The 22,848-nt window shown below is 69.8% G+C and carries 20 protein-coding genes and 5 pseudogenes; 14 read left to right on the top strand and 11 right to left on the bottom strand.

The window, feature by feature from the left end; translation table 11 throughout:
• Window positions 1-68: 68 nt before the first annotated feature.
• The gene (locus BM536_RS08190; RefSeq protein ID WP_073492463.1) at window positions 69-629 is read right to left on the bottom strand and encodes a PadR family transcriptional regulator; all 561 of its coding nucleotides are present in this window, start codon (window positions 627-629) and stop codon (window positions 69-71) included.
• 727 nt (window positions 630-1,356) lie between these two features.
• Between BM536_RS08190 and BM536_RS08185 the strand changes: the two genes are divergently transcribed.
• Together BM536_RS08185 and BM536_RS08180 are read left to right on the top strand one after the other, a co-directional pair.
• The gene (locus tag BM536_RS08185) at window positions 1,357-2,037 is read left to right on the top strand and encodes a hypothetical protein (protein ID WP_143650854.1); all 681 of its coding nucleotides are present in this window, start codon (window positions 1,357-1,359) and stop codon (window positions 2,035-2,037) included.
• A 150-nt stretch (window positions 2,038-2,187) separates the two neighbouring features.
• Window positions 2,188-2,523: pseudogene (locus BM536_RS08180) on the top strand (IS30 family transposase); the annotation flags it as partial.
• Window positions 2,524-2,662: 139 nt separating this feature from the next.
• On the opposite strand, the gene BM536_RS08175 reads toward BM536_RS08180, so the two are convergent.
• The 3 genes and pseudogenes from BM536_RS08175 to BM536_RS08160 all read right to left on the bottom strand — a co-directional run.
• Window positions 2,663-3,931, bottom strand: coding sequence for an alpha/beta hydrolase family protein (locus BM536_RS08175; protein WP_073492467.1), 1,269 nt, complete (start codon window positions 3,929-3,931; stop codon window positions 2,663-2,665).
• Between the two features lie 299 nt (window positions 3,932-4,230).
• Entirely contained in the window at window positions 4,231-4,641 is a 411-nt protein-coding gene (locus tag BM536_RS08170; RefSeq protein WP_073492490.1) for a RidA family protein, read from the bottom strand.
• 374 nt (window positions 4,642-5,015) lie between these two features.
• Window positions 5,016-5,346 (bottom strand): annotated as a pseudogene (locus BM536_RS08160) (GNAT family N-acetyltransferase); the annotation flags it as partial.
• Here BM536_RS08160 and BM536_RS42580 point away from each other — a divergent pair.
• Window positions 5,339-5,422 (top strand): annotated as a pseudogene (locus BM536_RS42580) (GNAT family N-acetyltransferase); the annotation flags it as partial. The pseudogenes BM536_RS08160 and BM536_RS42580 sit on opposite strands and share 8 nt — an antisense overlap.
• Window positions 5,423-5,669: 247 nt before the next feature.
• Here BM536_RS42580 and BM536_RS08155 read toward each other — a convergent pair.
• A complete protein-coding gene (locus BM536_RS08155; protein ID WP_073492469.1) occupies window positions 5,670-5,957 on the bottom strand; it encodes a hypothetical protein in 288 nt (95 codons plus the stop codon).
• A gap of 529 nt (window positions 5,958-6,486) precedes the next feature.
• On the opposite strand from BM536_RS08155, the gene BM536_RS08150 reads away from it, so the two are divergent.
• Entirely contained in the window at window positions 6,487-7,746 is a 1,260-nt protein-coding gene (locus BM536_RS08150) for a poly(ethylene terephthalate) hydrolase family protein (protein WP_094102753.1), read from the top strand.
• A gap of 478 nt (window positions 7,747-8,224) precedes the next feature.
• On the opposite strand, the gene BM536_RS08145 is transcribed toward BM536_RS08150, so the two are convergent.
• A complete protein-coding gene (locus tag BM536_RS08145) occupies window positions 8,225-8,731 on the bottom strand; it encodes a DNA ligase-like domain-containing protein (protein WP_094102752.1) in 507 nt (168 codons plus the stop codon).
• 70 nt (window positions 8,732-8,801) lie between these two features.
• On the opposite strand from BM536_RS08145, the gene BM536_RS08140 reads away from it, so the two are divergent.
• Window positions 8,802-9,191 (top strand): hypothetical protein, encoded by a 390-nt coding sequence (locus BM536_RS08140; protein ID WP_073492476.1) that lies wholly within the window; start codon window positions 8,802-8,804, stop codon window positions 9,189-9,191.
• Window positions 9,192-9,248: 57 nt separating this feature from the next.
• Here the strand turns inward: BM536_RS08140 and BM536_RS08135 are convergent, their stop codons facing one another.
• Window positions 9,249-9,845 carry a dienelactone hydrolase family protein gene (locus BM536_RS08135; RefSeq protein ID WP_425444616.1) on the bottom strand — a complete coding sequence of 199 codons (597 nt, stop codon included), beginning with the start codon at window positions 9,843-9,845 and terminating at the stop codon, window positions 9,249-9,251.
• Window positions 9,846-9,878: 33 nt separating this feature from the next.
• On the opposite strand from BM536_RS08135, the pseudogene tpg reads away from it, so the two are divergent.
• The 3 genes and pseudogenes from tpg to BM536_RS08120 all read left to right on the top strand — a co-directional run bounded on the left by tpg (window position 9,879) and on the right by BM536_RS08120 (window position 12,470).
• Window positions 9,879-10,324 (top strand): annotated as a pseudogene (tpg, locus tag BM536_RS08130) (telomere-protecting terminal protein Tpg).
• Window positions 10,325-10,560: 236 nt separating this feature from the next.
• Window positions 10,561-10,899: a DUF485 domain-containing protein gene (locus BM536_RS08125; RefSeq protein WP_073492478.1), complete on the top strand. Its 339-nt coding sequence runs from the start codon at window positions 10,561-10,563 to the stop codon at window positions 10,897-10,899.
• On the top strand, window positions 10,896-12,470 hold the full coding sequence (locus BM536_RS08120; protein WP_094102751.1) for a sodium:solute symporter family transporter: 1,575 nt from the start codon (window positions 10,896-10,898) through the stop codon (window positions 12,468-12,470). Before BM536_RS08125 ends, BM536_RS08120 begins: the two co-directional genes overlap by 4 nt.
• A 349-nt stretch (window positions 12,471-12,819) precedes the next feature.
• Here BM536_RS08120 and BM536_RS40755 read toward each other — a convergent pair whose 3' ends face one another.
• The 3 genes from BM536_RS40755 to BM536_RS08100 all read right to left on the bottom strand — a co-directional run bounded on the left by BM536_RS40755 (window position 12,820) and on the right by BM536_RS08100 (window position 13,938).
• A complete protein-coding gene (locus tag BM536_RS40755; protein ID WP_073492480.1) occupies window positions 12,820-13,251 on the bottom strand; it encodes a DUF5958 family protein in 432 nt (143 codons plus the stop codon).
• Between the two features lie 165 nt (window positions 13,252-13,416).
• Window positions 13,417-13,695: a hypothetical protein gene (locus BM536_RS08105; RefSeq protein WP_073492482.1), complete on the bottom strand. Its 279-nt coding sequence runs from the start codon at window positions 13,693-13,695 to the stop codon at window positions 13,417-13,419.
• 54 nt (window positions 13,696-13,749) lie between these two features.
• A complete protein-coding gene (locus tag BM536_RS08100) occupies window positions 13,750-13,938 on the bottom strand; it encodes a hypothetical protein (protein WP_094102750.1) in 189 nt (62 codons plus the stop codon).
• A 401-nt stretch (window positions 13,939-14,339) separates the two neighbouring features.
• Here BM536_RS08100 and BM536_RS43915 point away from each other — a divergent pair.
• From BM536_RS43915 to BM536_RS08085, 3 genes and pseudogenes are all read left to right on the top strand, one after another.
• Window positions 14,340-14,732: pseudogene (locus tag BM536_RS43915) on the top strand (class I SAM-dependent methyltransferase); the annotation flags it as partial.
• 172 nt (window positions 14,733-14,904) lie between these two features.
• On the top strand, window positions 14,905-15,186 hold the full coding sequence (locus tag BM536_RS43910; RefSeq protein WP_281258560.1) for a hypothetical protein: 282 nt from the start codon (window positions 14,905-14,907) through the stop codon (window positions 15,184-15,186).
• A 604-nt stretch (window positions 15,187-15,790) separates the two neighbouring features.
• Window positions 15,791-16,390 carry a lysozyme family protein gene (locus BM536_RS08085; RefSeq protein WP_073492484.1) on the top strand — a complete coding sequence of 200 codons (600 nt, stop codon included), beginning with the start codon at window positions 15,791-15,793 and terminating at the stop codon, window positions 16,388-16,390.
• Window positions 16,391-17,150: 760 nt separating this feature from the next.
• On the opposite strand, the gene BM536_RS08075 is transcribed toward BM536_RS08085, so the two are convergent.
• Window positions 17,151-17,714: a leucine-rich repeat domain-containing protein gene (locus tag BM536_RS08075; protein ID WP_425444615.1), complete on the bottom strand. Its 564-nt coding sequence runs from the start codon at window positions 17,712-17,714 to the stop codon at window positions 17,151-17,153.
• A 1,085-nt stretch (window positions 17,715-18,799) separates the two neighbouring features.
• On the opposite strand from BM536_RS08075, the gene BM536_RS08065 reads away from it, so the two are divergent.
• From BM536_RS08065 to BM536_RS08055, 3 genes are all read left to right on the top strand, one after another.
• Window positions 18,800-19,789 carry a 3-oxoacyl-ACP synthase III family protein gene (locus BM536_RS08065; protein WP_073492486.1) on the top strand — a complete coding sequence of 330 codons (990 nt, stop codon included), beginning with the start codon at window positions 18,800-18,802 and terminating at the stop codon, window positions 19,787-19,789.
• 112 nt (window positions 19,790-19,901) lie between these two features.
• Window positions 19,902-21,179 carry an aminotransferase class III-fold pyridoxal phosphate-dependent enzyme gene (locus tag BM536_RS08060; protein WP_094102749.1) on the top strand — a complete coding sequence of 426 codons (1,278 nt, stop codon included), beginning with the start codon at window positions 19,902-19,904 and terminating at the stop codon, window positions 21,177-21,179.
• A 63-nt stretch (window positions 21,180-21,242) separates the two neighbouring features.
• A complete protein-coding gene (locus tag BM536_RS08055; RefSeq protein ID WP_094102748.1) occupies window positions 21,243-22,388 on the top strand; it encodes an acyl-CoA dehydrogenase family protein in 1,146 nt (381 codons plus the stop codon).
• Window positions 22,389-22,848: the final 460 nt, after the last annotated feature.

Here is a 22,848-nt window from a genome sequence, read left to right as displayed (position 1 = left end):
GTGCCGCCTTTCGGCTGGGAGGGTTGCGGGGTGGGCCCGGGCACGGTCCCCGGGGGTCTGCTCGGCGGTCAGTGACCGGTGTTGAAGCCGGCGAGCGTGGCGAGGACGTCGTCGAGCCAGGCGATCATCATCCGTTCGTACGCGACACCGCCGCGCAGGACGACGTGCTGGAGCTCGCGTTCGGCATCGAGTGGACCGTCAGCAGCCGGGTGTTCCCCGAAGTCGCGGGCTTCACCTGCGAGGTAGTGGGTTAGGCGGTCCGTGTGCGTCTGGCGGTGCCGCTCGACCTCACTGATCAGGGCGGCCGGATCACCGTAGGCGGCGCCCCGGATCTTCACTGCCAGGTCGTGCCGCACGCTCTCGGGTTCGGTGGGTTCGTGGAGCCACGCGCAGAGCGCGTCCCGGCCGGGCTCGGCTACGGAGTACTCCTTCTTGTCGGGACGTCCGTACTGCTGCACGTCCCGGACGTCGACCCAGCCGTCGCTCTCCATGCGCTTGAGCACGCGGTAGATCTGCTGGTGACTGGCGGTCCAGAAGTATCCGATGGACCGCTCGAACCGACGAGCCAGCTCGTAGCCGGAGCCCGGCTTCTCCTGCAGGGAAACGAGGATCGCGTGCTCGAGCGCCATGGCACGATCCTCCTATGCACCTCGTTGCATAGCAACGCTGTCGCCGTGAGACTCGGCTCACCCGGTGCGGGTTGCGCGGCTCACTGCCGAGGCAGCGTGCTGGGGGCCGGTACGGCCTCGACCAGGACAGACACCGCCCGCAATGGGCCCATCACCTTGCAGACCGCACCGCCGACCGCGGCAGCATCAGCGCCCTGTCGACCTCGGCGCGCGGTGGTGTAGCAGCCCAGACGGTCATGCGTTGCACCAGTTCGCGGGCTGGGATCGCGAACACGTCAAGGCCCCGGAAGACCACTCACTCTCGAGGTTCCGGCGGGCGCTTTGCACGGAGCCCGTCACCTGGTCCACGCAGCGGCCCCCGAGGCGCACGGACCCGGATGCCGCGAGGACGGGACACAGCAAAGACTCCACCATCGAGCCTGCCCAGCGCATATCGTACGCGATACGTACGGTAACTGTTCGCTATTCGTACGGTTTCTGGGGGCTCGGGAGGTGTTCTGTGTCCGAGTTGTTCGACGCGGTCGACGCGCTGGTCAGGTCCCAGTCTGTGCCGCCGCCGTCGGCGCACTGCAGAGGCGCCGGGCGACGGTGTCCGGCTGCGAGTCCGGCAAGACCGAGCCCGCCCGCTGGAGCGCGACGCAAATGCGCGGATGTTCAAGCAGCTCCGCGGAGCTCTACTATGCGCCGGTCGGGCCCAGGCGCAGGGTCCCAGAGGGCGAGGAACAGGATGTCCGTAGAACGTCACATAGCGGGGATGCTCCGGCAGATCGCCCGTCAGCAGGACCTCGTTGAGATCGCCCCCCAGGGCTCCACGCTGAAGGCGGCCGCCCTGGCGCACGTGGCGGAGCAGTACGGCTACACGTACGGCACGGCATACAGGACCGGGTTCAAGAACTCGCTCGTGCAGGTCCGGATGTACCGGGACCCGCGGCCCGACGCGCGCGTCCGCGAGGCGGCCACCATCACCACCCATCCGCAGGCGGGCAACGGCGGGCCAGTGCCGGGGCTGGAGCAGGGCTCGCTGAAGCCGCTCCCCGAAGCGGTCGGTGACGTGGCCGTGCTGAAGGACCTCGTCACCTTCGACGTCATGGCCCAGTACGTCGCCGACCGGACCCAGAAGGTGCTGGGCTACCTCGCCTGCGCGGTCCTGACCGTCCTCCTGCTCATCGACAGGTCACCGGTCGAAGCGGTCGCCTCCGGCGGGGCGGTCGCGCTGCTCATCACCGTGGCGTTCAAGGTGGGCGCGATCCGCCGCGGGAAGATCGCACAGCGGCGACGGACGCCGGGTTCCTCGCGGTGCGCGACGAACAGGGCGCCCAGCGGTTCCTGCGCCCGGGGCAGCAGTTGCCCGGCCACACCAACCCCTTCGCCTCCTGAGGCCCCTGGCCTGCGGCGCAGCCAGGCCTGAGACACCGCTGGGCAGCTGCAGCTGCAGCTGCAGCCGGCCGAGCCCGCCCGGCTGCTCGGCGTGTACGCGTCCCGGAGGGTGACGCAGCGCGCCCCATCATCACTCAAGTGTGCCGGGAACAGGACGGCACCGCTGTCCGCCGATTCCGCAGCCGTGCGCGACGCCCTCATCACCACCTTCGAGACCTTGTCGCCCCTGCTGAAGCGGTCCCTGACCTGGGATCAGGGCGCCGAGATGGCCGCTCACCACGGCTTCAGCATTGCTACCAACATTCCGGTCTACTTCTGCGATACCGGCAGTCCCTGGCAGTGAGGCTCGAACGAGAACACCAACGGCCTGCTACGGCAGTACTTCCCCAAGGGCACCGACCTGTCCACGCACACCCCTGACGACCTTCAAGCCGTCGCCGCCGAGCTCAACAGCCGCCCGCGCAAGACGCTCGGCCGGCAAACCCCAGCCGAGCGTCTGTCCAAACTGCTCACAGCTCGATCAACTCACCACGGGTGTTGCAACGCCCCCTGCAGCGGACCCCTCACCCGAGGGGACGGGCCGGGGAGAAGCTGTTCTGCACCCGGGCGGGTGATAGTGCAGGCTCCGACGGCGGAACACCCGGTAGGCGGCCCGCCTACCGCAGGGAGTGGAACCACCGCACCACGGCGGCGGTTCCCGCCTGCTGGGAACCCAGGTGGCGTGAGCCGCCGTAGCCAGGGGTGCCGAGGTCGATCGGCGGGGCATGGACGCCGCGGGCGCGCAGGGCGGCGTGGCAGCGGGCGGTGTTCGCGGTGACGGCCTGCTCGTCGCCGTCGGCGTAGTAGAGCCGGATCGGAGCGCGTGGCGTCCAGTCGGTGCACACGCCGTCGGCAATCCGCAGGGCCGCCGCCAGCCGTCCGGTGGGATGGGCCAGCATCGCCCGTCCTCGGGGGGTGAGCAGTGCGTCGATGGAGTCCGGGGTGCCCGCCTCGACCTCCTGACCGGTGTGTGTGCCGTCCAGCAGACCTTCGATCGTCTGGTCGTACGGCGCGCGGAACACCTGGGCCGGCGTGTCGTACAGGTGGTGCAGGCGGTTGAAGGCGACCAGGGTCAGCGCCGAGTAGATCACGCTCGCCTTCGGCTCCGTCTGTCCGGCCAGCAGCGCGGGCAGTTCCGCGTCGCGGAAAGCGTACGCGCCGCTGATGGGCGCCACGGCGCGCAGCCGGAACCATCCGTCGGCGCCTTCCTGCAGCGACCGGGCCAGTCCCAGTGCCGCCGAGGCACCCTGCGAGAAGCCGGTGACCAGTACGTCGCGCCGCAGCTCCCGGCCCTTCGCCGTCGCGACGGCGCGGGAGGCGCTCAGCATGTCCAGGGCGGCCGTCGTCTCCGAGGGCACGTCCATCCAGGGGTGTGGGCCGGGGCCCAAGCCCAACCCGAGGTAGTCGGGGAGCACCGTGGCGAATCCGGCGGAGGCGTAGGTCAGGGCGGGTGCCTGGTCCCAGACGCTGGTCGAGACGGAGGCGACGCCGCCCTTGAACAGTTCGGTGCCGTGTGTGAAGGAGACGGTCCGCAGACGCCGTTCACCGTTCCGAGGCAGGGCCAGCAGGCCGCTGGCCGTCGTGGGCCGACCATGAGCGTCAACTGTGCGGTACACGATTCGGAAGGTGTCCAGACCGTACCGTACGGCGCCGGTGTCCCAGGCACCCGCCTTGTCGCCCGCAAGCTCGGCCGCGACCTCGCGGGCGGTGAGCGTGCGCAGGTGCTCGACCGACACGAGCGGGCCCCGCGACAAGTCCGCCGCAACGGGCGCGACAGCGGCGGCCCGGGGATTCTCTGCTGGATTCGCGACCACGGCCGTCGTGCCGCTCGCCATCAGCGCCACCGACACCGCCGAGACCACCAGTATCCTGCTCATTCGCTTCATGCCGTGACCGTACGTATCCGCCGACAGAGCCGACCATCCGACCAACCCTCCGACGTGTGGGGGGTTTTCCCCAGAGGGCGTTCGGCGCTCGCTGTCGCTGTCGCTGTCGCTGTCCGACGACGACGTTCCCCGCCAACTTGATCCGGCACACCTGCAGCGACCTCGACGCCGTCACCTCCGAACTCAACAGCCGTCCACGCAAGGTGCTCGGCTGGGAACCCCGGCCGAGGTCTTGAACTGCCCGCGGTTTGGTCGACTCACCGCGGTGTTGCAACGACCCCTGGGATTTGCCCTCTCGCTCAGTCAGGCAGCGCCACAGTGAGATCCACCTCGACGAGCTGTCCGGCAAAGCCCAGCTGGGCGATGCCCAAGAGAGTGCTGGCAGTGGTGAACGCCGGACCCAGGGCGGAGTCGGTAAGCCGACGCCATGCGGCTCCGAGAACATCCCTCTCGTCGCTCCGGACGTAGATCACTGACCGCACCACGTGTTGCGGCTGGGCGCGCACCGCTGCCAGGGCAGTGAGAGCGTTCGCGACCACCTGGTCGACCTGTGTCTCGAGGGAACCGGAACCGACGAGGTCACCGTTCCGATCAAGCGGGCACTGCCCCGCCAGATAGGCCGTCCGGCCTGCCTCCACCACCGTGATGTGGTGATAGCCGGGCGTCTCATGCAGCTGTTCGGGGTTGATACGGGTGATCTTCTGAGTCATGTCCGCGAGTCTGCCCAGTATGGTGCCCGCACGCACCGCAATTCGCCCTACCGGCAAGCACTGCGCAGCGACTGAGGTTGAAGAACAAGCTAAGGCGCGACCTGCCGCGGTCGGGCCTGTGGTGGGGATCGGCAGTCTCTGGCCGGGCCCTTCTGGGCATGCCGCGGTCGGGCTGGTGACCCGGGGTGCGCCCGGTCACCAGCCCAACCGCATGTCGGTTGAGGACCTGGAGCTCGGCGACGGGAACCAGGACCTGGGTCTGGCATGTTTTGGTGAGCTGGCCTGCTTGAGCGCCGCCACCGGTGACCTGCCAGTCGATGGCCCAGGTGGAGGTAGCGGTCACCGTGCCGCTGGACGGGCGCTCAGCGGCACCTTCACATGAGAACGCACATCGTCTCGTGGCGACGGATCGACCCGTCGGGCCCTTCCACGTCCCAGGCCTGCGGTTCGCGGCCGTATGCGGCGTAGCCCAGGCGCTCGTACGGGGCACGCGCCCGGGGGTTGTCCTTCTCCACGGCGAGTTCGGCTCTGCGGAGCCCGCGGTGCCGGATCCGCTGTTCGGCAGCGCGGATGAGCAGCGTTCCCAAGCCGCAGGATTGCAGCGTCGGGAGCACTGAGCTGCCAGAAGGTTCCGGCTTCCTTGGAGACCTGGTAGTCGATGCCACCGATCGCCACCGGCAGCTCCACAGGAGTGCATACGTGGTCCGGCTCGGCCACCCACCTACGCCACGTGGAACGAGAGCTGGCGCGCGCTGCGTCGGGCGAGGTGGACTACCTGGCGAAGCATGCGACCGCGGCGATGGGACGACAACGGACTTCTCCGGTGTTGGTGCCGCGCGTCGGCGCCGACCGGGCTCGCTGCCGTGCGCTGGCGTTTCTCGTGGACATCGAACATGACCTGGCTGGAGTGCCTTCCGAAACGCTGAAAAAGTGCTGCCGAAGCTTGGTTCTGGCACAGAACTTGGGGAGTGGTCGCGGAGGGTAACGGTGTTGTTCGATCACAGGGAAGGAGCACGGGCCCGGGTCGGTCAGCGTTCACGCATCCTGGTCCACCACCATCCGTCCATGTCCCACTCGATGTAGTTGGGTTCCGGCAAGGTGCGGCGCTCGAATTCCAAGTCGATGCGTGTGATCAGTCGGCCCAAGTCCCGTCTGGCTCCGGGAGGAAGGTGCAGCATCGCCTGCTCCAGATCGTCGCGAGCGTCTTCCACCTCTATCCCGGGCGAGCAGGCCTCGGAGGCGTTCAGGTAGCGGCCAGGTTGCTTGAAGGCCCACTCGAAGCGGGAGAGCGCATGCGCGACCGCGTTGGGCCACATCTTCTGGTCTTCGACCCGGCGGATCGCTGCACGAGTTCGCGCGGAGACACCGCGGACCCTCAGGACCGGATACTGCCATCGTGGCCGCCACCGCTCTGCCCGGACGGCCTGGGGGCGCCTACGCGGCATCGCCCTTTCGGATCAACATGACGCCATCCTGCCACGGCTGGGCACCTGGATGGACTCCCGGTTCACACACGCGCGGTAGATGTTCCCACTTCTCGGTTCTGTACAGGCCTTGGCGGCGTCTCGGAGTGTCACTGGAGGCGGATCATCTTGCGCAGCGGTCCGAATTCGGCTCCCGGCCGCTCTTGTCACCGCGACGGACGTGATCATCGCTACGGCCGCGTCAGGCCGGCCCGGCACCGGTGATTTCACCGATACGCGCTCCCGGAGGCACCGCTTGAATCGGCATGGTTCGACACTCGCACGATCTCCGGCGCCGGTAGCACGGGACATGTCTGTGCGCCCGGCACGACGACGCGCCGCAACCGCTGCGGGCGGTCGACGCGGCCAGAAGGGATCAGTCATGCCATCTCCCGTCAGTCTGCGCCTGCGACTGCTCGGCGCGGCCACCGCCTGCCTCATCGCCACAGGGGGCACCGGCGCACTATCCGGCCCCGCCTCCGCCGTCACCCAGGTCTACAGCGAGAACTTCTCCGCCGGACTCGGGACCTTCGTCTCCAACGGTTCCGTCAGCACGGCCACGGGGGCGGCGCGGTTGAGCGGCTCATTGCTCACCGACCCGTCCCTCACCTCCGCGTCCATCGCCCTGACCGGCTACAGCGGCATCTCGCTGTCGTACACCCGGACGGCGTCCGGGCTTGACGTCGGTGAGGCGTTCACCGTCGCCTACTCCGTCGACGCCGGCGCGTTCACCACGCTCGAATCCTCGCGCACCGCGTCGGGCTCGGCGTCGTTCCAGCTGCCCTCGTCGGTCGACGGCCGCACCGTGCGACTGCGCTTCTCACTGGACGCCAGCAGCGCGCTGGAGACGCTGACCGTCGACGACGTCCTCGTCCAGGCGGCGGGCGGCGGGGGCGGCGGACCGACCGATCCGCCGGGCGGAACGCTGCCCCCGGTGACCGATGTGACCGCGCCGGGGCCGTACGCGGTGACCGTCGACACGACCGCCGGTCCCGGCAACGACGGGTGGCTGGTGTACCCGGCGAACGCCGGCCAGAACAGCGTGAACCACCCGGTCCTCGTCTGGGGTCCCGGCGCGGGTTCCGACCCGGCCGCGTACGAGGACATGCTGCGCCAGTGGGCTTCGCACGGCTTCGTCGTCTACAGCGAGGTCTCCTCCAGCAGCGGTGACTACATGGTCGACGCCCTGGACTGGATCGAGGGCCAGAACGTGAGCCCGAGCAGTCCGCTGTACCAGGACATAGACACCTCCGAGGTGGCCTTCGGCGGCCACTCCCGCGGCTCCATCGGCACCTTCGACGTGGCGGACGACCCGCGGCTGGAGACCACGATCCACGTGGCCGGCGGCTCCTTCGACGGCAACGGACCGGACAACCTCCGCAATCCCGCCCTCTACATCGGCGGCGACGACGACTTCGCGACCTCCAACGTGGAGCGTGACTACGCCAACACCGACGTACCGGTGTGGTTCAACGTCCTGAACGGCACCGATCACATCGCCGCCACCCGCAACGGGCAGCACATCATCACCGCCTGGCTGCGGTGGCATCTGGCCGACGAGGAGTTCCGTCGGACACCGGACTTCCTACGCTCCGGCTGCACCTTCTGCGGTCTCGGCGAGTCGCAGTACAAGAACTGGTGAGCAGTGGAAGAGCACTGGTGGCCACCGCCGGTGTCCATCAGCGTCACCCCCCTCACCGGCGCGACGGATCAGGCCTCTGCTCCGGGAAAGAGCCCGTCACCCGGTGGCGTCGGCAATGGGCACGGCGAAAACGGCGACAGCCGGGGTATCGGTGACGTCCTGCCGCCCGCCTTCGGTACTACATGCGATCCTGCACAGCCGTCGGCTGCGGCCCACGCCGCCCCAGTGGGCCGCCGCCTTCGGCATCGGCGCCAGCCGCGAGCCCGCCGAGGTCCACGCCGGCGACTGCCCCACGACCGGCCCGGCCCACGCCGGCGCGCCGTCGACCGGGACGGATATGTTCGCGGCCGGGGCCAGGTGGCGGCCTACGGTACGGGCGGCGGTCTGGGGCAGGGTGTGGTGGTGCGGCCGATGTACTGCAGCTGCCCAGTGGTGCCGTAGCGCCCGAGCAGCGACCGTGGCGCGCCGGTCGGACCGGTCACGGCTCCGACGATGGCGTCGTGGGTCTCGCGAACCTTGTAACTGTGCCACGTTCTGGCGGTGGGGCGGTGGGGCGGTAGGGCTCGGTGAGTCGTTCGAAGCACAGCCCTTCCGGGCCGGTGGCCATCCAGTCCAGCCATTGACGTGCGGTGCCCGGGTCGGTGGTCGACGGGGACAGCGTCCACGGTGCCTCCAGGTGCAGGCTGGTGAAGAGTTCCTCGAGGGCGGCCCGGCGGCGGTGGTAGGGCCAGGCGGTGATGTCGGTGCCGGCCAGGCGCAAGAGGCCGAAGGCGACGAAGTGGGCGGGCCACTGCGCCGCGGCCGCGGCCGTGTCTGGGCAGGCGCTGCTGGAGCCGCTCGAAAGCGAGCCGGTCCGCCTCCCAGACCACCAGTTCCCCGTCCAGAGCGGTGTCATCGGGCAGCCGGGTGGCACTGCGGGGCCGTGCGCCGGGTACTGTCGCCGGGCGGTCCGCATCATGGCGAGGGCGTCCACGTTCTTCGCCATAAGGCGATCTTGGACACCCACATTCCCGTCTCCGCAGGCACCCCTTGGAACACCCCACCAGGAGGAACCAGTGTCATACCCGCAACCGCTCACCCCCGGGGAGAAACTCGCCGACGCGAAGAAGCGGCTGAGCCTCCCGCGTATCGTCGTGATCTGCGGCTCCACTCGTTTCATGACCGAGATGACCGAGGCCGATCTGCGGGAGACCAAAGCCGGAAGGATTGTCGTCAAGCCGGGTTGCGACATGAAGTCGCCGCACGAACTTTGGTCTGATCCTGTCGAGGCCGAGGCGCTGAAGGTTCGACTCGACGATCTGCACCGAGCGAAGATCCGGCTCGCTGATGAGGTGCTCGTAGTCGGCGACTACATCGGAGACAGCACCCGAGCCGAAATCGCCTACGCCCGGTCGCTGGGCAAGCCCGTGCGGTTCACGCACCCCGAAGTCGACCCCCACGCCTGAACACCCAACCCCACGCCCTCCGCAGGCACCCCTTGGGCACCAACATGTTCGCCTGGGTCATGCCCCCGTCTCCTCCGTCACGGGCAGGCACTCGGCGAGCAGGTCGACGACGTCGCGCCAGGCTCGCTGCGCGTGCTGCGGGTGGTGGCCGACGCCGGGGACCGTGGGGTGGTCGACCGGTGGGTGATGGAAGGCGTGCAAGGCTCCGCCGTAGACCGTGAGGCGCCAGTCGACGCCTGCGGCCTGCATCTCAGCCGTGAACGCGTTCCGTTGCGCGGGCGGCATGATCGGGTCTTCCGACCCCACCCCGGCCCACACCGGGCAGCGAATGTGCGCCGCCTCGCCCGGTCGGCCCGTGGTAGTGGCGTTGACTGTCCCGATCGCGCGCAGGCTGACGCCGTCGCGCCCGAGTTCCAGCCCGACGGCGCCCCCGGTGCCGTAGCCGATGGCGGCGATCCGGTCGGGATCGGTCCGCGGTTCGGTGCGCAACACGTCGAGCGCCGCATGGCCGATGCCCCGCATCCGGTCGGGATCAGCAAGCAGTGGCATGCAACGGGCCAGCATCTCCTCGGGGTCACCCAAATAGCGCCCGCCGTCTGCGAGCGGTTCAACGCCCCGGAGCTCAACCTCGCCCGGTACATCAAGGACGGGCAGGCCACGGACAAGGACAGCGGGAAGTAGCAGGCGATGAGCATGTTCGCAGACGGCCTGGGTGCCGCGGCGCAGAAGGCGCTCACCCGCCCGGTCCCGAAGAGCGCGGGCGCGCAGATGCGGTACCTGGTCAAGCAGTACAAGGGCACCAGGGCCGTCGCCCAGATGCTGCGCATCTCCCAGCGCACCGTCGAGCGGTATGTGAAGGACCAGATCAAGAAGCCGCGTCCGGGCCTCGCCGCGCGCCTGGAGCGCGAGGTGAAAAAGCGGTGGCAGCCGCAGGTCCGGACCAAGGCCAAGGCCAAGGCCAAGGCCAAGGCCAAGGCCAAGGCCAAGGCCAAGGCGGCCAGCACGGGCGGCATCGTCATCGACGCTCGCGCCCGCATGGGTTACACCGCACCGGTCGGGTCGACCGACCAGGCGCCGGAAGCCTGGAGGAGGTCCGCTTCACGGACATCGAGCACCTCGAGTTCGACTTCTAGCAGCCGCGTCCGGGCCGGCGGGGCCGCCGAGTACCAGGAGCGTCCCGGCCACTGCTGCCGCTCCCGATCACGCAGTGCCCGCTCACCGTCCACACGGCTCCGTATTGGGCGGACGAACAGACCTGCGTCCGGGGCGTGCGGGTACGCGCATGTGTCTGATTGACTCCGCGCCCACCCCCACACCCGTACTCGCACCCCTTCCGGGGTGTCGGATCGACGTGAGCGGAGCCGCCCACATGTCCTTCGGACCGCAGCCCTGGCACGGGCCGCCGCACCATGACCCATTCGCAGCCGCCGGGCGACCTCCCGCGGAGCAGGAGCGACCCGACGCCGAGGAGACGGCGCGCCTGGCCGTCGGGCTGCGGCTCGGCGTCCGGATCGCCGTGGCCTGGCTGCTCTATGTGCTGCCCGCCTCCCTCGTACCGGCCTTGTACGGTACGCGGATCGCCGGGCCGGTGAGCCTCGGTGTGCTCCTGGCCGTGGTGCCGTTCGGCGTCGGTGTGCACGCGCTCGTGGTGTACGGGCGACGGATCGACCGGCTCGAGCCGCAGCCGGGTGCCCGGAGGTGGTCGTGACCACGCTGCTCGATCCCTCGTCCCGGTCCCTCGTCTTCGCCGTGTTCTCGGTGTTCGTCGTGATCTGCCTGATGCTGTGCATCGTCACTGGCGCCGACGAGGACGACCGGGCTCTCGTACGGTCCGAGAAGCGCAGGCTGCGCTCCTGGCAGCAGGGCATCGCGATGGGCGGCGACACCACCACGGTCGCGACGGTCACCGTACTGGTGGGCATGGTCGCCACGTCCGGCTTCGACGGCCTCAGCGTGATGCTGGGCAGCCTGATCGGGGTCATGCTGCTCCTCGTGCTGATCATCGAGCCGCTGCGCAGGCACGCCTCGTTGACGCCCGCGGACATGCTGGACGCGCGCGGCAGCGGCGGGCCCGCCGTGCGCGTCTCGTGGGGCGCGGTGACCCTGCTCGTCTGCTTCCCTCTGCTGGTCGTGCAGTTGGTGGTGGTCGGCAACGTCGCCGCGGCGCTGATCGGGCAGCCCGGTACGCGGACCGGCTGCATATTGGTCATCGGCTGCGTGATGACGGCGCTCGCCGTCAGTGGCGGGATCCGGGGCACCGGCGTGGTGATGCTCGCGAAGTCGGCGATCGCCCTGCCCGTGCTGGTGGTCGCTGCCGTGCTGGTGCTCGACCGCTTCGGCGGGGACCCGGGGCGGCTGCTCGACGCCGCCGCGCACGGCTCGCGGATGGGCGAGGCGTATCTGCGTCCGGGCGGCTACACCGGTGACGGGTGGGTGGGCGCCGTGAACCGGATCGGGCAGACCTTCGGCATGTCGATGGCCACGCTGGCGATGCCCGCCGTACTCATGCGGGCGATCTCGACGAAGAGCCCGCGCGGCGCCCGCACCGGCGGGCGCTGGATGCTCACCGAACTCACCCTGCTGTACGGCGCGCTCACCGTCGTCGGCGTCGGCGCCGCGGCCCTCGTCGGTGAGGCGCTGCGCCAGGCCGGCCCGTCGGCGCAGGTCTTCACGCCGCTGATGCTGGGGCGGGCACTCGACGGCGGCGGCCTCCTGGTCGCGGCCCTGGCCTGCGTCCTCTTCCTGACCGCGCTCGCGGCCGTCGTGGATGTGACCCTCGCCGCCGGCATCGCCCTGGGACGGGACGTGCTGGGCGCGTACGGCAAGACCGCCGGGAGCCACCCGGCGGAGAAGGCGGACGGAACCGCGTCGCGGTGGTCGGCGGCGCTGACGGGCGCTCTGGCCGCGCTCGTGGCGGTCGTCGTCGCCGACTGGAACCTGGTGGTCGTCTCGACGCTCTGGCTCGCCGTCTGCGGCGCCGCGCTCGCGCCCGTCCTGCTGTACGCCCTGTACTGGCCCGGCTTCACCGCCCGCGGTGCGCTGTGGTGCCTGTGGGGAGCCACGGTGCTGAGCATCGCGGCGCTGGTGCTGTCGCCGTATACGTCCGGCACACCCGCGTCGATCTTCCCCGGCCAGGACTTCAGGGTCTGGGACGTGACGATCCCAGGCCTGGTGACGGTGCCGGCCGGATTCCTGCTGGGCTGGCTGGGCAGCGTCACGGATCGACGCCGGGCGGCCGGCGAGGTGCGCGGCGCGGAGCACGTCCGGTCAACGCCTTGATAGCCGGTCACATCCACGGCGCGGACGGCTGCACCGGCTGCGAGGGCAGCCGCGGCCCGGCCGGACACGACTGGGAAGCCAGGATGCGCACCACCACCGAGATGCAGCCGAACATCACCAAGTGGTGGGCTGGCCCCCGACCGGGCCGCCCCGCCGCCCCAGCCCACCCCGGGCTGAGGCGGCCGAGCCCTCTACCCGCCGCCGGTGGGTGGCCGGTGGGGGAGCGGTTGGTGAGCGCGCCCCGTGCGCGAAGGCGTGCGCGTCTTAGAATCGCGGGTACGGGTACGGCTGACCCCTCCCCACCAGGTCCGCGTCGGAGACGGCCATGATCCTCTCGAGAGAGCCGCTGTTACGGCTCCTTGGTTGCCGTGGGCAGGTTGTGCCATGCGTGTCCGCAGGTGCCCCTGCAGTATTTCTGCCTGCGGCGGGTGTCGGCGACGGCGAACACGGAGACGAGGACACGAAACGCCTTCTCGTGCTCATCGGCGGGGAGGCCGGCGAACCCGCTGCGGGGCGGGTCCATGCAGATCATCACTGAAGGATTGGCTGTGGGCTTGACTCCGGACCGCGCGACTCCCGCGCGGCCGTCTGCGGCCGTGATGTGTGCCTGCAACGCGTAGCCGGCGACCTCCCGCAGTACCTCCTGTCGGCCTGCCGGGGAGAGGTCGGAGAACCAGGCCGCACCGTCGTCCAACGTGCGGAGCCCTTGGGCGACCTCGTTGACGACGTGGTCGGTCTCGCGCCGGAGGGCGCGGCTGTCCCGACTGCTCGTTTCGGTCATGTCTTGGAGCAATTCCACGCTGCCGGTTCGGGCGGGGGCCCGGCCGTCGGCGTGCCGGATGCCAGGGCGGTGCTCCGTCTGGTGTGTGTGTGGGGGGGGAGCCGTTCGACGACGGCCTGGCTCGCCGGGCAGGCTGCCGTTCCACGTGCCTGAGATGGAAGAAACCTACTCAGGGGGTGTTGCGTTTCGGGCTGGGCTGCCCTCCACGGCCTCTCGTGCCGCGCGCAGTCTGCTGGGGTGGTCGCCCAGGAGCCGGGTGGTGATGAGGATGGCCTGGATCATGCCGACGCCTTGATCTTTCAGATGCTGCTGTACTGCATCCATGTCGGCGCCCGTCGCCAGCAGGCGTCTGCACTCATCGATGTCGTCAGCAACCTGCTGCGCGCGCTCAGGGGTCAGACCGCTGACACTGGCGAGAAGTTCTTCCGCGGTGGGGCTTGCCATGTCTGGGATCCTCTCAGCGGATCTCCGTCACTTCCACGCGGTTTCATCCCCTCCTTACCGCGCCCACTCCACGCCGAGGTCAGCGAATGAGGCGAGTTGTTCGGCGTGGAGCCGGTCGCGGCGGGCTCTCTGGTTGCCGATCCAGATCCCGGTGCGGTGCTCGCTGCCATCGGGCAGCCGCTCGACGACGGCCCGCCGCGGCAGGCCGCCTTCCCGCTCGATGTACTGCGCGAGGGCTTGCACGCCCGTTGGAACGCCGGTTGTTCGCCGCACGAGAGCACTTCAGCACTGCCCTGGGCGCTCTTCTGGGACTAGCGGTCCACAAGCCATGGCATCCCGCCGACCAGATCGCCTTCGAGGGCCGGCACATGCCCACCAGCAGTGAGCAACCCGAAGCCGACACTCTCATACTCCTGCTCGCCAAGGGCGTCATCGACTACCTGGCCGTCAAAGCCCTCCGGCGCTTTTGTGCAGGTGCTTCCTCTGACCGGTGATGCCCTCAACGCGCTCGCCCGGCACGCCGAATCCCAAGCATCAGACGGCGAGACACTCTCCCGGCTCGTCACTACGCTCGTAAGGAGGAGGCGGAGCTCGCTCGAGACCGTCGGCGCGAAACCGCCGTCCGACCGGTGAGGAGCGCAGCCATGACGACGCAGAACAGCACGACCGACGCCGACCGTGCGCTGAAGGCCAAGCACCGCGCGATGTGGGCCCAGGGGGACTACCCGTCCGTGGCCTCCGAGGTCATCCCCGAACTGGGGGCGGTCCTGGTCGAGGCGTGCGACGTGCGCCCCGGCCAGCGGGTCCTGGACGTCGGGGCCGGCTCCGGCAATGCCGCGATCCCGGCGGCCCTCGCCGGTGCGGACGTCGTCGCCTCCGACCTGACCCCCGAACTGTTCGAGGCCGGTCGGCGCGTGGCCGCCGAGCAGGGCGCTCAGCTCACCTGGCAGGAGGCCGACGCCGAGGCCCTGCCGTTCGGCGACGCGGAGTTCGACACCGTGCTGTCCTGCGTCGGCGTGATGTTCGCCCCGCACCATCGTCAGGCCGCCGACGAAATGGTCCGGGTCTGCCGCCCCGGCGGCACCATCGGCCTGCTGAGCTGGACGCCCCAGGGGTTCATCGGCCGGATGTTCGCCGCGATGAAGCCCTACGCGCCGCCGCCCCCCGCCGGGGGCGCCGCCGCCCCCGCTGTGGGGGGACGAGGACCATGTGCGCGGCCTCCTCGGCGACCGGGTCACGGACGTGCGCGCCGAGCGCCGGACGGTCCGGATCGACCTCTTCCCCACGCCCGAGGCGTTCCGGGACTATTTCAAGGAGCGCTACGGCCCGACCATCTCCGTCTACAAGAACATCGCGGGCGAGCCCGATCGGGCCGCCGCACTGGACCGGGACCTGGCGGCCCTGGCCCGCGACGGGAATCTGGCGGCGGGGCGGGACGGGACGGTCATGGAGTGGGAGTACCTGCTGGTCACCGCCCGCCGGGCCGGCTGACGCCCGGTCGCGGTACCGGGCCGGACGGCGCACAACCGCCGTACGACCATGGCACGAAGCCCGTCCCTCCCTGGTCGGATCTTCGCCGCATTCGACGGGCGGGCGACCCGCCAAAATATCGACCTCACGGATGGTGGGTGCTGAGCTGGGCTGGGGTGGGGGGAGCCGGCCTGTGGGTCTTCAGTTGGCTGGTTGGGGATCGGGTCGTGTCATCTGCGTTGTGCAGGGTTCAGGTGCGGTGATCGTGTGTGCGGCGACGCTTGGACAAGCTGCCTGTGTCTGGGGCAGGGCAGGGCATGGCGGTGGGCGGGCTGGCGCGCGCCTGTGTTCGAGTGCCGTTGGCGGATGGGTTCGCCCGCGGGCCAAGCTGCGGCGTGGGGCAGCGACTCGTTGGCTGGAAGCCGGATGGCATCGGGGCGCTTCGTAATGTGACCTGTGAGTACAGCGGATCGCTATGTCGTGGCGGCGTGCACGGGCTGGGGGAGGCGGATCGGCGATCCGGTGTGCTGGATTGAGGCCGGTCCAGCGCGGGCACGCGCACCTCTGGATGGCAGACATCATGCTGTTCAGGCGGGGGCAGGCGGCAGGGGAGAGGTGAGTGGGGATGGCCGAGCGGTCGACGGCGGCGTCGAAGCAACGGTCGCAACCGGTGGACCGCGGTGGCGTTCGGACGCCACCGTTGCGGCCCGGTGGCTACGATCCGGCCGACTACGCCGCGTATGTCGTGCGCAGCGCGGAGGAGGCCGCAGTGTCGCCCCTGCTCGTGATGACCGTGCTCCACAATGAGGCGTACAAGCCGCACCATCCGCTGTTGGAGCGGCTGTGGCAGTGGTGGAAGCCCGAGGCGGCCTTCGGAGTGGCCAACATGCACCGTGCGACGTTCGAGCGGGTTCGGCGAACGCACGGACTGTCGGAGCGGTGGCAAGACCTTCGCGACGATCCCGCTTTCGCCATCCACGCGGCGGCCTTGCACCTGAAGGACCTCGACCGGAGCCTTCCGAGGCGGCACGTGCGCCGCTACACGCGCGACGAACTCCTCGCCTTGGGCTACAACGCGGGCGAACGCAACATGCGAGCCTTCGCCAGGGGGGTCCCGCCTGGCCCTCTGGCACGGTCGTACCTGCGCCGTTTCCGTGCATACCGGAGCCGGGCCGCCGAGGCTCTGGCGGACTACGGCAGGCCGGGCAATGCCGTGGCTCATTGAGCTGTCGCGGTCGTCACGGTCGTGGATGGGTTGATCTCGCCGAGCCGGTGCTTCGCCCGGCCGTCCACGATGTCGTCGCATGCTCCAGGAGCAGTTGTCCGATTCACCGGGCGACGAGAGGCGCCGCTCCCGCGCGAGCATCAGGGACCGCTCCGACCGCCGTTGGCACACCCGCCGGCTACGCGTCGGCGAGGGCTGGCCGCATGATCCGCACAGCGCATGGATGCGTGGCTGCGGTGAACCATCGGCGCTGGCCGGCTCATCCTGTCCCGGCCCTGCTTCCCATCCGTACATCATGTCCAGCGCATGCCGATGGCAAAGAGCTGTTCCACGCGCTCGGGGGAGAGGGCCGCGGCCCGCGAGCGCTGGTTGCCGATCCATGCAGCGCGCTTGAGCTCTCGTTCCTCCTGGTCCCCGCCGCTCTCGCCGTCCTGACTGTCGTCTTTGGAGGCGACGGCGATTCGTTCGATGCGTCTCCTGGGTACGCGGAGGTGTCCTTCGTACGATCTCTCGGGTTTGTGGCAGTGGGATGAGAGACAGCGAGGGTCTGCGCGTTGGCGCAGGTCAGCGCCGGTTTCCGGGGAAGGTGCACTGTCATGGGTGTGAGATATCGCGGCGATTCCCCTGTCACGGGGCATGGACGAGCCCGTGTCTCACGAGAGACGGGCACAGTCCCGCGATCCGCTCCGCAGCGACCAGCGTAGGGGCCGTTCCGTCCAGGGCGGACGGCACTTCTGTGAGAGATCGCGTGTCGTCTCGCTCACGTCAAGACGACACATCCCCGTCGCTCGAGTTCGGTCAGCAGCGGCAGGGAGGGATCGATGTTGTTCCATCGCAGATCGAGCTTCTCCATCGATGGAAGCAGAGTGAGCCAGTCCGGCAAGTGGCTGAGGCGGTTGCTCCGCAGGTCGATCTGACGTAGCCGCGGCAGGCCGGCCAGCGACGGCGGCAGCTCCGACACAAAGTTCTCGCGCAGGTCCAAGTGACGCAGTTCGTGCAGTTCAGCAGTCGACGGCGGCAAGTGCTCGATCGTGTTTCCTCGGAGCCAGAGCTCGCGCAGGTTGCGGAGCCGGCCGATGGAGTCGGGCAACGTGGTCAGCCGGTTGTGCTGTGCCCTGAGCTCGATGAGGCTCGTCATCCTGCCGATGGCCTCGGGGAGGGTCGTGAGGGTGTTCTCGCCGATGTTGAGGTATCGCAGCCTGGTCAGCTTTCCCACGGCGTCCGGAATCCGTGACAGCTGGTTGTCGTGCAGGTAGAGGCAGTCGCTGAGCTCCGTCAGCCTGCCCAGCTCGTCGGGAATCGACGTGAGCGCGTTGTGGCCCAGGTCCAGGGCAGCGACGTGACGGTCGCCGGCGTCTCGCCGTGCAGCCCTGGGACGGAGGCACCGACGATCGGCTCGTCCTCTGCCTGAGCAGCCTTCCGGGCTTCCAGCGCGGCAGCGTCGGCAGTGAGGGCGCCAGCCGCAGGGCGGTGGCCAGTCCCACGACGACGTGTTCGTGGGCGAGGTGCCGGTTCAGTAGCAGGACCTCGATCAGCTCCCGGGTGCCGCCCCGCTCGCCGTGGATCTTGCAGGCCTGGACCCACCAGGCGTCATGGACCGGAGCGCCCAAGCCCGTGAACAATCGACGGCACTACTGGTGAATTAAGCCACCAGCGGCGGTCATCGCCTCGTCGCTGCTCGGTAGGGACCCTGGCCGGAGCACGGGAGCAGATGAAGGCCGCCCCACGTCCTGCAGTGGTGTCGGCCGCGATCACGGTTTGGTTCAGCGAGGTGATGCCGGGCAGTGCGTCGAGCAGGTCGGCCTGGGCGGCGCGGATGCCGTCTGTTGACCTCGAGGGCCGGCGCCCGGGGTGCGTGCGGCGGACTGTGATCCACCAGCCAGGAGCGCCTCGACGGCAGAGCCTGGGGGCTGGTCGGCTGTGCGCGAGCACCTCGACCGGCGCCGAACATCGACCGGCGCCCCATGTCAGCCTGCCGAAAAGGTTCAGCGGTAACGGCATTCCGGTCCATGGTTGACGGCATGCGATGAAATGTCTTCGGCCATGACCTGAAGACTCCCCTTGCGGATCGTTCAACTGCTGTGCAAAGCAGGTGTGGGGTGGTCGGTACCGAGCTCCGCCCCGGACTGCCCGGCTGTCTGTCCTTGCCTGCGTCGTCTCCGGCTGTGTCGCGATCGTACGCCGTGGCGCAGTATCCCTTTCGGCCCGCAGGAGGAGAACCGCGAGGCGGACATAATGCGAATCTCGGAACATTTTGGCCCGACCGGCATCACCTTCGGTGGCTGGAATGTCACTCAGTGATACCAATCACAAGCGGTGGGGTGATTGTTTACCGCCGTAGGGCTGCGGTAGACGGGTCTCACAGCACCGATTGGTCATTACGGGATCAATGCTTCAAAAGGGGAATCCATGCCGAATGGAATACTTCGTGTCGCCGGACACGTGCCGTCCCGTGTCGTGGACAACCAGCGGATCGGCGCCTGGGCGGCAACCAGCGAGGAATGGATCGAGGAGCGTACCGGCGTCCGTGAACGGCGGTACGTGGACGAGGAGTCGGCGACGTCCGACCTCGCCGCGGCCGCCGCGACCCAGTTACTGAGCCCTCCGCACGGGGCCCCGTACGAGCCGAGCGAGATCGACGCGCTGATCGTGGCGACCACGACCCCGGACCAGCCCCAGCCGGCGACCGCCGTCTTCGTGCAGGCACAGCTCGGGCTGGGCACCGTGCCGGCCTTCGACCTGAACGCCGTCTGCTCCGGCTTCCTGTACGCCCTGGACGTGGCCGACGCCATGCTGTGCGCCCACCGCGACTGGCGCAACGTCCTGGTCATCGGCGCAGACACCTATTCGACGATCATGGACCGGACGGACCGCAGGACGGTCAGCCTCTTCGGCGACGGTGCGGGCGCCGTGCTGGTGGGACGCGTCCCCGACGGCTACGGCATCCACGCCACCTCCCTGCTCGCGGACGGGACGACCACCGACCACGTCCGGGTCGAGGGCGGCGGCTCGCGGCGGCCGGCCGCCACCCTCCAGGACCCGGCCGCCCACCACTTCCGGATGAATGGACGGGCTGTCAAGGACTGGGCCGTGCAGCACGTGCCCAAAGCCGTGCACCAGGCGCTGGACGAGTCCGGCCTGCACCTCGACGACATCGACCGCGCGGTCTTCCACCAGGGCAACCTGCGACTGGTGCACACGCTCGCCGACACGCTGGGCATCGACTCCCGCAAGGTCGCCGTCACCGCGGACCGCTACGGCAACACCGCCGCCGCCTCCATCCCGTTGACCCTGAGCGAAAGCCACCGTGCCGCGCCACTGAACCGCGGCGAGCGCGTCCTGATGGCCTCCGTCGGCGGCGGCATGACGGCCGGCGCGGCCGTCATGACCTGGTACTGACCGCCCCCACGGACCGGTCACACGACGGACACGACAAGCAAGACAGGCGCAACAGGCAGCACAGGCGGGTCACCTGCCGCAAGACAACCCCACGCACAGCTAGGAGACACACATGCTTCCCACGGTCAGTCACGGTGACGGCCTCCACGTCTACGACACCGATGGCCGGGAGTACCTGGACGGCTGCTCCGGAGCGATCAACACCAACCTCGGGCACGGCCTCACCGAGATCACCTCCCGCATGCACCAGCAGCTCGACGCCATCAGCTTCGCGTACCGCACCCAGTTCACCTCCGAGCCGCTGGAGCGGCTCTCCGGGCTGCTCACGGACCTCGCTCCGGGCAGCCTCGGCAATCCCCTCTACTGCAACTCGGGCTCCGAGGCGATCGAGATGGCGCTGCGCCTGACGACCGTGTTCCACGCGCAGGCCTACCGGCCCTTCAAGTGCACGGTGCTGACCGAGGAGCCCAGCTACCACGGCATGACCGCCGGTGCGCTCGGCGCCTCCGGACACCCCCTGCGCAAGCACAACCTCACGCCCCTGCTGGCGAACCAGGCCACCGTCGCCAAGGTGCGCCCCCGGCACGGCGAGATGCGCGCGGACGTCGAGCAGTGGGAACGGGCCATCGACGAGGTGCGGGCGCAGAACCTGGCCGCCGTGATCGTCGAGCCGGTCGGCGGAGCGTCCTCGGGAGCCGTCCCGTGCGACCCGGCCGTCCTTCGCAGGCTGCGCGAACTCGCCGACCGCGACGGCTTCCTACTGATCGCCGACGAGGTCATGACCGGCCTCGGCAGGACCGGCGCGTGGTTCGGCTGCGACCACGCCGGGGTCGTCCCCGACGTGATGGTGCTCGGCAAGGGGATGACCGCCGGATACGCGCCGCTGTCCGCCGTCCTGGTCCGCGACGAGATCGCCGCCGCCTTCGACAAGCCGCTGGGCTCCGTGCTGTTCGGACACACGATGGCCGGTGCGCCGCTCGCCGCCGCGGCGGGCCTGGCCACCGTCGAGTACCTCAAAGAGCACGACATCCCCGCCCGCGCGGAGCGCTCCGGCCGCCACCTGCGCGCGCTGCTGGACGGTGTCGCCGCCCGCCACGCCGTGGTGCGCGACGTCCGCGGCCGGGGCCTGCAATTCGCTCTGGGCCTGCACGCCGACCCCGACCGCTCGCCCGGCGTCGCACACGACCTGGTGCGGGCGGCCCGAGACAACGGCCTGCTGCTGTACCCGTCCGGTGTGAACGCCCTGACGGAATCCGTGATGGTGGCACCCCCGCTGAACAGCACCGAGGCCGAGCTGGAGGAGCTGACGGTCCGTCTGGACCGCAGTCTGGCCGCCCTCACGCCGGCCCCCGTCGCACAGGTCCACGAACTGGCCGCCGCCGCCCGCTGAACCGGCTCCCGCGCGCGGCCCGTCAACCGACCCCGCCCACATCCGAAAGGAACACGAACACCCATGCTCCAGCACTTCACCGACCCGGCCCTGCGCGCACGCTACGCAGACCTGGCCGCCTCCTCCGTCGCCAAGCGCGCCGACGACTGCCGGGCGCAGGGCGTCCTGGACCGCGAGTCCTGGCAGGAGATCAGCGACGCCGGAATATGGCGGCTGGCCGTGGACCGGCAATGGGGCGGCGACGGCGGCACCTGGTGGGACTTCACCGCCGCCTTCGAGGGCGTCGCGGCGGGGGGCCGCGACCTCGGCTTCTCCCTGTCCATGGTGGCGCAGGCGGGACTGATCCGTTCCCTGCTCGTCTACGGCACGGACGACCAGAAGGGCTACTGGCTGCCCCGGTTACTGTCCGGGGAGGTCGGCGCCACCGCCCTGACGGAGACCACCGGCGGCTCGGACGTCACCCGGATCAGGACGTCCGCCGCCCGCGACGGCGACGTCTACCGCCTCAACGGCCACAAGGACCACATCACGAACGGCCCCGTCGCCGACATGGCCCTGGTCCTGGGCCGCGTGCCCGAGCAGGGCGCTCGGGACATCACCCTGTTCATGGTCGACCTCCACGACGAGGGCATCACCCAGGGACCCGTGGAGCGCATGATCGGCAACCAGACCAGCCCGACCGGACCCCTCGCCTTCGACAACGTGCGGGTGGACGCCCGGCACCTGGTCGGCGAGATCGGCGCGGGCATCGAGGCGATCTACAACACCATCGCCCTCGACCGCCTGCTGTACGGGGTGCTGGCCGCGGCCTACCTCGACCCCCACCTGGACGAGGTGCTCGCGTACGCGCGCCGGCGGCAGGCCTTCAAGCAGCCGATCGCCGACCACCAGTACGTCCAGGGCCGCATCACCGACGCCAAGTTCGCCATCGAGGCGACCCGCTACGTCTCCTACGGCGCCCTGGACGCCCTGTTGCGCGGCGACAGGCAGGCGTCGCTGCTGTGCTCCACCGCCAAGTACCACGCCGGCGAGACGCTCAGGCTCGGCACCGAGACCGCGCTGCGTGTCTACGGTCACCTCGGCTACATGGACGGTCCCGCCGCGCACGCCCTCCAGGACGCACTGGGCACCCTCATCGCCGGCGGTACCGCGGAGATGCAGCGCAAGAACGTCTTCAACCAGATGCGGGCCCTGGCGCAGGCCTCCTGACCTCGGCCGTCCTGCCCCTCATTGCCCCACCTGTTCCAGGGGCTCCGCCCCCGGACCCCCGTTCGGCCTGAACGGCCTCGTCCTCAAGTCGCCGGACGGGCTGGTGGGTCCCGGCACGGCCTGCTGTCTCCCGGCGGGCTGGTCGGCCCGAGGTTTGATCTGCCTGCTGCCTGCTGCCTGCTGCCTGCTGACCGGTGCCGGGCGACCCGCGCCGGGCGACCACTCCCCGAGACACCAGCGCCGGCGACCACTGCCCACAGAAAGTCCGCACCGCACGACCACCGTCCACAGAACAGCCCGACACGACCACCGCCCACAGAACAGCCCCACACGACCACCGCCCGGAACCGGTTGCGCAAAGCCCCCCCGCAGGCGACGAGGGCCCGGATCCGTTCAGCGGACCGGGCCCCTCGACGTCGTGTGCCAGATGCAACGCCCAGCCAGGACGAGCCTCCGGCCA

It is taken from the genome of Streptomyces phaeoluteigriseus (assembly GCF_001896135.2).
GTDB classification, from domain to species: domain Bacteria; phylum Actinomycetota; class Actinomycetes; order Streptomycetales; family Streptomycetaceae; genus Streptomyces; species Streptomyces phaeoluteigriseus.
Note: the sequence above shows the minus strand (reverse complement) of the source record. Positions and strands in the feature narration are given on the sequence as shown.